The 9,437-nt window shown below is 66.1% G+C and carries 10 protein-coding genes and 1 pseudogene; 8 read left to right on the top strand and 3 right to left on the bottom strand.

Annotated elements, in window-relative coordinates; genetic code table 11:
- From BKN37_RS23760 to BKN37_RS23795, 8 genes and pseudogenes are all read left to right on the top strand, one after another.
- Positions 1-240: pseudogene (locus BKN37_RS23760) on the top strand (mammalian cell entry protein); the annotation flags it as partial.
- Positions 237-1,316 (top strand): MlaD family protein, encoded by a 1,080-nt coding sequence (locus BKN37_RS23765; RefSeq protein WP_071029390.1) that lies wholly within the window; start codon positions 237-239, stop codon positions 1,314-1,316. The pseudogene BKN37_RS23760 and the gene BKN37_RS23765, both read left to right, overlap by 4 nt.
- Positions 1,309-2,388, top strand: coding sequence for an MlaD family protein (locus BKN37_RS23770; RefSeq protein WP_071029391.1), 1,080 nt, complete (start codon positions 1,309-1,311; stop codon positions 2,386-2,388). The genes BKN37_RS23765 and BKN37_RS23770 overlap by 8 nt, the downstream gene beginning before the upstream one ends.
- A 46-nt stretch (positions 2,389-2,434) precedes the next feature.
- Positions 2,435-3,559 (top strand): MCE family protein, encoded by a 1,125-nt coding sequence (locus BKN37_RS23775; protein WP_071029392.1) that lies wholly within the window; start codon positions 2,435-2,437, stop codon positions 3,557-3,559.
- On the top strand, positions 3,556-4,812 hold the full coding sequence (locus BKN37_RS23780; protein ID WP_071029393.1) for an MCE family protein: 1,257 nt from the start codon (positions 3,556-3,558) through the stop codon (positions 4,810-4,812). The genes BKN37_RS23775 and BKN37_RS23780 overlap by 4 nt, the downstream gene beginning before the upstream one ends.
- The gene (locus BKN37_RS23785; RefSeq protein WP_071029394.1) at positions 4,809-6,089 is read left to right on the top strand and encodes an MlaD family protein; all 1,281 of its coding nucleotides are present in this window, start codon (positions 4,809-4,811) and stop codon (positions 6,087-6,089) included. The genes BKN37_RS23780 and BKN37_RS23785 overlap by 4 nt, the downstream gene beginning before the upstream one ends.
- An 11-nt stretch (positions 6,090-6,100) precedes the next feature.
- Entirely contained in the window at positions 6,101-6,805 is a 705-nt protein-coding gene (locus BKN37_RS23790) for a hypothetical protein (RefSeq protein WP_165618384.1), read from the top strand.
- 38 nt (positions 6,806-6,843) lie between these two features.
- Positions 6,844-7,605, top strand: coding sequence for a mannan-binding protein (locus tag BKN37_RS23795; RefSeq protein ID WP_242657342.1), 762 nt, complete (start codon positions 6,844-6,846; stop codon positions 7,603-7,605).
- Between the two features lie 64 nt (positions 7,606-7,669).
- Here BKN37_RS23795 and BKN37_RS23800 read toward each other — a convergent pair whose 3' ends face one another.
- From BKN37_RS23800 to BKN37_RS23810, 3 genes are all read right to left on the bottom strand, one after another.
- Positions 7,670-8,338, bottom strand: a complete 669-nt coding sequence (locus BKN37_RS23800; RefSeq protein ID WP_071029396.1) for a YoaK family protein — start codon at positions 8,336-8,338, stop codon at positions 7,670-7,672.
- Between the two features lie 12 nt (positions 8,339-8,350).
- Positions 8,351-9,043 carry a hypothetical protein gene (locus BKN37_RS23805; RefSeq protein WP_071029397.1) on the bottom strand — a complete coding sequence of 231 codons (693 nt, stop codon included), beginning with the start codon at positions 9,041-9,043 and terminating at the stop codon, positions 8,351-8,353.
- Positions 9,010-9,437 (bottom strand): hypothetical protein (locus tag BKN37_RS23810; protein WP_071029398.1); only part of this gene is annotated, 428 nt, incomplete at its 5' end. The genes BKN37_RS23805 and BKN37_RS23810, both read right to left, overlap by 34 nt.

A 9,437-nucleotide genomic window follows, 5' to 3' on the forward strand; every position in this document is an offset into this window, starting at 1 on the left:
GGGCCGGAGCTGGGCGTCCCCCCGCCACCGCTGCCGCCGGGTCCGCTGCCCGCCGAGGCCGCCCCGGCCTCCTTCGGCGGCAACGTCGGGCCGGTGGGTAGCGACGTCGAACGCGCCCAGCTCGGGGTGATGACCGGCCAACCGCACCCGGCGTCGGTGGCGACCCAGTTGCTGCTGGGCCCGGTGGCCCGCGGTATGACGGTCTCGGTCAAGTCAGAGTCAGCGGAGGGGCCGAAATGAGAACGCGGGGACCGCTGATCGGCCTGTCCATCTTCATGGTGATCGCCGTCGCGGTGACGTGGCTGGTCTACGCCACGCTGCAGCGCGACGTGGCCGGGCCGACCAACAAGTATTCGGCCGTCTTCACCGACGTCTACGGGCTGCGGGAAAGCGACGACGTGCGCATGGCCGGGGTGCGCGTCGGCCGGGTGGAGAAGATCGAGCTGGACGGGAAACTGGCCAAGGTCAGCTTCATCGTCCAAAAAGACCAGAAGCTGTACGGCAACACGGTCGCCTCGGTGACCTACCAAAACATCATCGGGCAGCGCTATCTGGGCCTGTCACTGGGCAAGGTCGGCAACACCGATCTGCTGCCGCCGGGCAGCGTCATCCCGGTGGAGCGCACCGATCCCTCGTTCGACGTCGGCCACATGCTCAACGGGTTCGAGCCGCTGTTTTCCTTACTGGACACCAAGGCCGCCGACGACCTGACCAAGGGCGTCATCCAATCCCTGTCCGGGGACAAGGCGTCGATCACCGAACTGGTGGAACAGAGTTCGGTCCTCACCGCGTCGATTTCGGGGCGCGATCAAGCCCTCGGTGACCTGATCACCAGCCTCTCCAAGGTCACCGACAACGTCGCGGCACAAAACGACAACCTCGATCACGCGCTGAATCAGGCCCGCACCATCGTCAGCGACTTCGACGCGCGCCGCCCCGCCCTGCAGTCCTCGGTGGGTTCGCTGGCCCACGTGACCCGGCAGCTGTCGGCCATCATGAACGAGGTGTACCCGTCGCTGAACGAACTCATCACCCGTCAGCCCGGTTTCGCCAAACACATGGTCGGCATTGAACCCCAGTTGGCGTTCATGGGCGATAACCTGCCGCTGCTGCTCAAGGGTCTGGCCCGCATCGTCGGGGAGGGCGGCTACGGCAACGCCTACATCTGCGACCTCAACCTGACCGGGTTCTTCCCCGGACTCAACGACATCGTGACCTTCATCGTGAACGCCGCAACCCCAGGAAACGCTCGGGTGATCACCAAAGAGAACCAGGCCTGGCACACGCCCCGATGCAGGAACATGGCCAATGGCTGAGATCACGGCACCCATTCCGAAAGCCCGGCCCGAACAGTCGTTCATCCAACGCTGGCGGAGTCGGCCGCTGGAGACCTACAACCGGACGTTGCTCGGGGTGATCGCCCTGGGCGTGATCACCGTCCTGGTCGCGATCTCGCTGTTCATCAAGCTGCTCGGGTTCGGCTACACCCACTACACCGCCGAATTCGCCCAGGCCGCCTCGCTGCGCCCTGGAAACCCCATCACCGTCGCCGGTATCGAAGTCGGCACCGTCTCGTCGATGAAGCTGGTCGACGGTCACGTCGAGGCCGGGTTGACGGTGCGCGACAACGTTCCGCTGGGCAAAGACACCCGCGCGGTCATCAACGTGATGACCATCTTGGGTTCGCGCTATCTGGCGTTGATTCCCGACGGTCCGGGGTCGTTGCCGCACAAGACGATCAGCCTCGACCACACCGAGGTGCCCTACGACCTGCAGACCGCGTTGGAGGACGCGACCACCACCTTCGACCAGGTCAACTCCGACCAGTTCGCCCAGTCCCTCGCGATTCTGGGACACCAGCTCAACGGGCTGCCGGCGATCCTGCCGCAGGCCATGGCCAACCTGAACACGTTGTCCGCGATCACCGCCGGCCGACGCGATCAGCTGGGCACCCTGCTCAAAAGCACTCAGCGGGTGGCCAACACGCTGCGCGCTCAGCAGACGAATCTCGGTAACCTCGTCGACCAGGGCCAGGATCTGCTCGGCCAGTTCGTGGCGCGCCAGGCCACCTTCCACGCGATGCTGGCGGCGCTGACGAACCTGGCCGGCGACCTGAACAACATCGTCGTCAACGACCGGCCGATGCTCGATGACATGCTCAACAGCCTGCACCAGCTGTCCGACATGATCGGCCAGCACGACGATCTGTTCCGCAGCCTGCTGCAGATCGGGCCCGTCCCGCTGCGCGGTCTGACCAACGTCACCGGATACGGCCCGGCCGTCGAGTTCTACACCGCCAACGGGATCGCCGTCGACTCGTGGATGTGCGCGATCAGCGGGCGCGCCAAGCAATTCGGCATGATCGAGTACTTCAAGGACTGCAAATGACCGCCGGCGACGATGCAGAGCGCAGCGATGAGGAGGGGCGGCGCGCATGAGCGGCAGAAGTAGGGTCATTGCCCTGGTGACCGGTATCGCCGTGGTGGTGGCGGCGGTGCTCGGCGGCATCGGCTACTACATCTACAAGCAGGTCAACACGATCACGGTGACCGCCCAGTTCGACAGTGCGGCGGGGCTGTACGAGGGCAATGTGGTCGCGGTGGTCGGCATGCCGGTGGGTGAGGTCACCAAGGTCACGCCCAAGGGCGAGTACGTCGAGGCCGAATTCACGGTCGACAAGAACGTCAAGGTGCCCGCCAACGTGCACGCGGTGACCATTAGCACGTCGATCCTGACCGACCGCCAGATCGAGCTGACGCCGCCGTATGACAAGGCCCGCGATGGCGACAAGATCCTGAAGAACCACGACATCATCGGCCTGCCCAGAACCAAGACCCCGGTGGCGTTCGACAAGGTCCTCGACATGCTCGACAAGATCTCAAAGTCGCTCAAGGGCGACGAGAAGGGCGGCGGGCCGATCGCCGACCTCGTCAACGCCGCCGCCGAATCCACCGAAGGCAACGGGGAGAAGGTCAAATCGGCGCTCAGTGAACTGTCCGGGGCGCTGCGGCTCAGCTCCGACCGCGGTGAGGCGACCCGCGATCAGTTGACCACGATCATCACCAACCTCAGCTCGTTGATCGACGCGGCCGCCCGCAATGACGCGAAGCTGCGCGAGTTCGGGTCGACAACCCACCAGCTGGCTCAGATCCTGGCCGACGAGGATCTCGGCACCGGCACCACCGGCCGCACGCTCAACCAGATCATCGCGCAGGCGACCAGCCTGATCCAGGCCAACCGGGAAAACCTCAAACAGAGCATCATCAACGGGAACACCGCCGTCACGTCCACCTCCGAGCGCAAGCGTGAGGTGGCCGAGCTCATCGACGTGTTGCCGCTGATGCTGGAAAACACCTACAACGCCATCGACCAGGTCAACGGCGCGGTGCGCATGCACGTGCCCGTCGACAAGATCCTCACCGACACCCAATCCACCAAGGAACTCTGCAACATGATGCACCTGCGTCAGTTGGGGTGCAGCACCGGAACATTGGCGGACTACGGACCCGACTTCGGCTTGACCTTCATACTCGATGGACTTTCGGCGATGGGGCAATGACGATGGCGCGGCACACAAAACGAGCGTTGGCGGCGGTGGCGGCAGCCGCCGTGCTCAGCTCCGGCTGCGCCACCAACGGGTTGGGCAGCCTGCCGCTGCCGGCCCCGGGCATCGGCACCGGCGGCTACATGATCAACGCGGTGTTCTCCAACGCGTTGAACTTGCCCGCGCACGCCAAGGTCAAGCTCGCCGGGGCCGACGTCGGACAGTTGGAGTCCATGGTCGCGCGGAACTACACCGCGGTCACCACGCTGCGGCTGATGGACGGGGTGCGGGTTCCGGTGGGCAGCACCGCCGAACTGCGCTCGGCGACACCGTTGGGCGACGTGTTCGTCGCGATCAAACCCCCCGACCCGATCGACCCTACGGCGCCGCTGCTCAAAGAGGGCGACACCATCGGCCTGGAGTCCACCGCGGCCGCGGCGACCGTGGAGTCGGTGCTGAGCTCGGCGGCGCTGCTGGTCAACGGCGGCGCGGTGCGTAACTTCACCAACTTCGTCAACGGCGCCGGTAAGGCCACCGGAAACCAGGGCGAGGCGTTCGGCAACCTGATCAACCAGACCAACGAGCTGCTGGCGAAACTCAACAGCCGGTCCGGCCAGATCGAGAGCGCGTTGACCGAAACCGCCGCCCTCGGCGACCGGCTCGAGGAGAAGAACCAGGCCCTCACCGACTTCTTGGCCAACGTCGGCCCCGCCACCGACACACTGGCCGCCAACACCAACCAGATCGCCGACGTGATCGAAACGCTGGGCGCCACCAGCGATCAGCTGAGGCGATTCCCGTCGATCGCCGGTACCGACACCAGCGGTCGCAGCGTCATCAAAGACCTCAACACCGTCGCCGGCTCCTGGAACGATGTCGCGCTGAGCCCGGACACCAGCCTGTACGCGCTGAACCGGCTAATGCCGCCGATCGTCAAGTTGCTGCCGGGTACCGCGATTTCGATGCGCGCCTCGATCGACCGGCTGGTGCTCGGGTCGATCCCCGACGCCGGGTGGAAAGGCGACGTGGCCTTCCACGGGCCCAAGCGCTACGACTGGGCCAAGCTGGCCGGCTCGGTCAAATACGTGCTGTGGCGGCTGCAGGAACGGGTGGTGGGCACCGGCCCCAACACCAACATGGGCCAGGTGCCGTGGTTCCCGGTGGGCCCGCCGCTGCCGCCCACCCCCGGCGAGCAGCAGGCCCAGCAGGAAATCGAGTCGCACAGCCCGGGGCCAGGTAACCCCGGACCGCAGGTGCCGGCGCCGTGATCAACGCCATCGCCCGCTTCATCGTCGACCTGGTCAGGGCCGGCTACCGACAGCGCAACTGGGTGTCCGGCATCGCGCTGGCGTTGACCTTGGTGGTGTCGGTCGCCTACCTGCTGGTGGGCGCGCTGCGGGTGAACCCGCTGGACACCACCTACCAGGTCAAGATTTCCCTGCCGGAATCCGGCGGCCTGCTGGCCAACCAGGATGTCGCGGTCCGCGGTATCCCGGTCGGGCGGATCGAATCGCTGCACATCACCGAGGACGGGGTCGAAGCCGTCGTCAATATCAAAAACAGTGTCAAGATCCCGATCCCGCCGGAATGCCCCAAGGACAAGCCAAATCTCTGCCAGGTGCACGTTTCCGGGCTGTCCGCCGCCGGCGAGCAGTACATCGACTTCGAGCCCAAATCGAACACCGGTCCCTACCTGTCCAATGGCAGCGTCGTCGGCGCCGGGCGAGCCACGACACCGGTGCCGTTGTCCCAGTTGCTGGCCGACACCAACGGGGTGCTGAAGCAAGCCGATCCGAAGAAGCTCGAACTCATCAAGCACGAACTGGGCATGAGCAAAGAGGGTCCGCGCAAGCTCGCCGACATCATCGACGGCGGCATGTTCTTGCTGTCCACGTTGGACCCGGTGCTGCCGCAGACCACCAGCCTGCTGCGCAACAGCCGAACCGTGCTGACCCTGCTCACCGACAAAAACGCCGGCCTGGCCGCCACGGCGGACGAGCTCAGCGAGGTGCTGACCGGCGTCAACAAGATGGACGGCGGCTACCGCAGGTTGGTTGCCCAGACACCGGGTCTGATGTCCGCGATCGACACGCTCTACGACGACAACTCCGACACGATGGTGGGACTGCTCGCCAACCTGGCGTCGTTGTCGCAGTTGCTCTACGTCCGGGTGCCCGCGCTCAACGCGTTGTTCCCGAATTACCGCGGCTCCGGGTTGGAAGCCTTGATGTCGGTGATGCATGAGAACGGGCTGTGGGCGACCGCCGACATCTACCCGCGCTACGTCTGCGACTACGGCACCCCACGCCGGGTTTCGTCGGGTGCGGACTACCCCGAGCCGTTCATCTACGGGTACTGCTTCGATGACGATCCCAGCGTGCTGATCCGCGGCGCCAAGAACGCGCCGCGCCCCGCCGGCGACGACACCGCCGGACCGCCGCCCGGCGCCGACCTCAGCGCGACCAGTGACCCAACGCCCAAGGGCCGCTACACCATTCCCACCCCGTATGGCGGGCCGACGCTGCCGCTCGAGCCGCCCCGCTAGACCGCACCGCAATGCGCAAGGAGAAGACCACCGTGACAAACAAGGACGACCCGGTAGTCGACGACACCGACGAGAAACCCGACGACACCGAAGCTGCCAGCGAACCGGCGGCGACCGACACCGACACCGACACCGACACCGAGGATGTGGCCGCGGAGGACAGCGACGATGACGCCACCGACGGCGACGGCGACGGCGAGGTCACCGGGCTGGAGCCGACCGTGCAACCACGCCGGTCCTGGAAGCGCTATGCGCGGATCGGGCTGGTAGCCGCGGCTTTCGTCGGCGCCTTCGGCCTCGCCGGCGGACTCGGCTGGCAGCTATGGCAGCAGCACGTGCTGCACCAGGCGGCCACCGCCGCGCAACAGACCGCGGTCAGCTACGCCCAGGTGCTGACCAGCATCGACTCGAACAAGGTGGATGACAACTTCGCCGCGGTCCTCAACGGCGCGACCGGGGACTTCAAGGACATGTACACCAAATCGAGCGTGCAGCTTCGGCAGCTGCTGATCGACAACAAGGCGGCGGCACAGGGCACCGTGGTGGAGTCGGCGATCCAGTCCGAATCCAAGAACAAGGTGGTCGTGCTGCTGATGGTCGACCAGAAGGTCACCAACACCGCGCTGCCGGACCCGCGGGTGGACCGCAGCCGGATGAAGGTGACCATGGAAAAGGTCGACGATCGCTGGCTGGCAAGCAAAGTCGAACTGCCCTAGGAGCGAGCAGCATGTGGGGAACCCGGCTCGTGGCGAGCATGGCAAGTGTCGCGGTGATGGGCGCGACGGCGGCGATCGGAACGGCCCCCGCCGCCTCCGCGTCGGCGGCATCGTTCTGCGGCGGGCTCGGCGGCGACTTCGACGGGCACTACTGCCACACCGCGGTGGTCTCCGAACGCAAGGCCACCCGCGACATCAAGATGGCCGTACCCGACGGCTTCGTGGATCGCCCCGAGATCAGCGAGTATTTGCGCAACCTGTTCAACAACTGGAAGATCAAGGGCGCCAGCATGGTCCAGGACAGCTGGGGCGAGGAAAACTACGAGATCTTCCCGCACGGCGGCGCGACCAGCGTGGTGTTCCACGAGGACTACCACGCCGACGGTCCGTGGATCAACAACGCCTACCGCACCTTCAGCTACGACGCCGGCGGCCGGCGGCTGCAGCTCGCCGACATCACCAAACCGGGGGTGGACCCGCTGGCGGCCATCCCACCGCTAGCCGAGCCCTACATCATTGAGGCGCTCGACGCCGCCCACTGGGAGCACAACCCGCAGACCTACCCGTTCACCCCGGACCGCTGGACACCGGACAAACCGTTCGGCGCCGGGTACAAGGCGTGGGCCATCACCCCCGACGAGCTGATCCTGTACCTGCCGGACTATCCCGTCGGCCACGACACCCCCATCAATTACGGCACCTTCGACTGGCAGTGGTACATGGACGGCGGCACCGTGGAACCGCACATCCCGCTGTCCGCGCTCAGCTCGATCCTGCGACCCGAGTACGGCGGGGCGTAGTTTTCAGCGTTCACTCTGCGCTGACCAGACGGGTTACTCGCACTTTTGCCTGGTAGCCGCAGAGTCAACGCCGACAGCGGAAGATCAGCAGGCTTGCGGCGATCACCGCCGCCGCCAACGCAATCACCGGGGCGACCACGACCCGCGAGAGCGTCGCGCCGATCACCGCGCCGCCGCACATGGCGACAACGACGCTGTAGCGCAGCTTTTCCCGCCTGCCGGTGCCGCCGGCCAACCGGCTGTCCACGCCGAGGCCCACCAGGGTGGAGGTGAGCACGGTGGTGCTGAGCTCTTGGACACCGAACTGCCGGGCCATCGCATTCTGCATGCCGAATACCAGCCCCAGCCCGGCGATCAGCAGCAACTTGGTGTTGTCGTGGTAATCCAGCACCCCAACACCGGCCAGCGCCGACAGCACCAGCAGCACCGCGATCTCGGTGCCGAGAGTTACCGTCAGCCACGTCCGGGTCTGCTGGCCCAGGCGGCGGATCAGCCGGCCGCTGATGATCGTCCCGGCCAAGAACCCGATCACCGCGACCACGGCGGCGGTCAGATCCACGCCGGAGCCCGGAACGAACCAGAAGCCGAGAAAGATGACATTGCCGGTCATATTCGCGACGAACACATGACCGAGCACCAGCACACTGATGGCGTCAATCAGACCGGTCGCGGCGGTCAGCAACAGCAAAGCCGCGACGGTACGCCGGCCGGGTGTTGGTGGCGCGTCGGTCATCCGGCGGCCGGGTCAGAATTCCGGGGTCACACTGAATTTGGTGATGCCGGCCAGCTCGGCGGCCAGCCAGCGCCCGTGCTGACGGGTCATGGAGACCTGATACGACCGATACTGCAGCAACGGAATCCCCTTGGTCTTCGGACTGGTCGCGCTGGTGTTGGTGTACACCAGCGCGCTGGCCTGGGTGCCGTCCACCGAAGACACCGCCACCCCGGTGACCTGCGTGCTCAGACTGATCTTGTCCTGCTTGTACTGGGGCGTGATCTGACCGATGTCCTTGCGGTACATCGCGGCGAAGTCGCCGGTCAGGTACTGGGCTGCCCGGTCCGGTAACGTGTCGATGTTCTCCGGGGTGTAGCTCCACAATGCGGTGATCGCCTCGGTCGCGGCGCGGGCGATCTCGATTTTGGTGGCCACCAACGCCCGATCGGCCAGGTAGGGCTGCACCATGGCACCGGCGAAGGCGCTCGACCCCACAAACAGCGCGGCCGCCGCCCCGATCCCCACGGCCGCCCGCCGGACCGTCGGGCGTCGGGTAGGTGCCGCGGCGTCAGCGGTGCTGTCGGCGGCAATCACCTCCGTGGTGGTGTGGTCGGCCACATCCGATTCGTCATCGCCGACCGTGTCGGGCTCCTCCGCTGCCGACTCGTCCCCGTCGGGGACCTGGTCGGTCAGATCACCGGGCTCAGGTTGCTGATCTTCCACTGGTCCCCTTCCCGTCGCACAGTTTCCAGGCAGCGCACCGTCGGCTCGGCCTCGATGCGTTTGCCGTCGGCGGACTTGATCGCGGTCTTGGCGACCACCAAGACGTCCACGCTGCCGTCGTCGTTCCACCGTTCCACCCCGGCATCCAATATGGTGGCCTTCACCACCGGCCCGGTCGCAACCTGGATCAAGATCTCGTTTTTACGGTCCTGCCACCACTTGCCGAGCTCGCCGGCGCTCTGCGCGGCCATCCGATCCACGTAGCGGTTGGCGCCGCTGTCGCCCGTCGGATCCGGCGACAGGAATTCCGCGGTGAACGCCCGCGCGATGTCGAGCGCCGCGACCTCGTTCAGCGCGGTCCGCCGGTGGGATTCGTGGGAGTAGAGCATCAAGG

This window comes from Mycobacterium talmoniae, assembly GCF_001854525.1.
In the GTDB taxonomy this organism is placed as follows: Bacteria; Actinomycetota; Actinomycetes; order Mycobacteriales; family Mycobacteriaceae; genus Mycobacterium; species Mycobacterium talmoniae.

Excerpts from the sequence above, each read along its gene's own strand:
- BKN37_RS23765 (WP_071029390.1), top strand. The coding sequence starts at position 237 with ATGAGAACGCGGGGACCGCTGATCGGCCTGTCCATCTTCATGGTGATC.
- BKN37_RS23770 (WP_071029391.1), top strand. The coding sequence starts at position 1,309 with ATGGCTGAGATCACGGCACCCATTCCGAAAGCCCGGCCCGAACAGTCG.
- BKN37_RS23775 (WP_071029392.1), top strand. The coding sequence starts at position 2,435 with ATGAGCGGCAGAAGTAGGGTCATTGCCCTGGTGACCGGTATCGCCGTG.
- BKN37_RS23780 (WP_071029393.1), top strand. The coding sequence starts at position 3,556 with ATGACGATGGCGCGGCACACAAAACGAGCGTTGGCGGCGGTGGCGGCA.
- BKN37_RS23790 (WP_165618384.1), top strand. The coding sequence starts at position 6,101 with ATGCGCAAGGAGAAGACCACCGTGACAAACAAGGACGACCCGGTAGTC.
- BKN37_RS23795 (WP_242657342.1), top strand. The coding sequence starts at position 6,844 with ATGGCAAGTGTCGCGGTGATGGGCGCGACGGCGGCGATCGGAACGGCC.
- BKN37_RS23800 (WP_071029396.1), bottom strand. The coding sequence starts at position 8,338 with ATGACCGACGCGCCACCAACACCCGGCCGGCGTACCGTCGCGGCTTTG.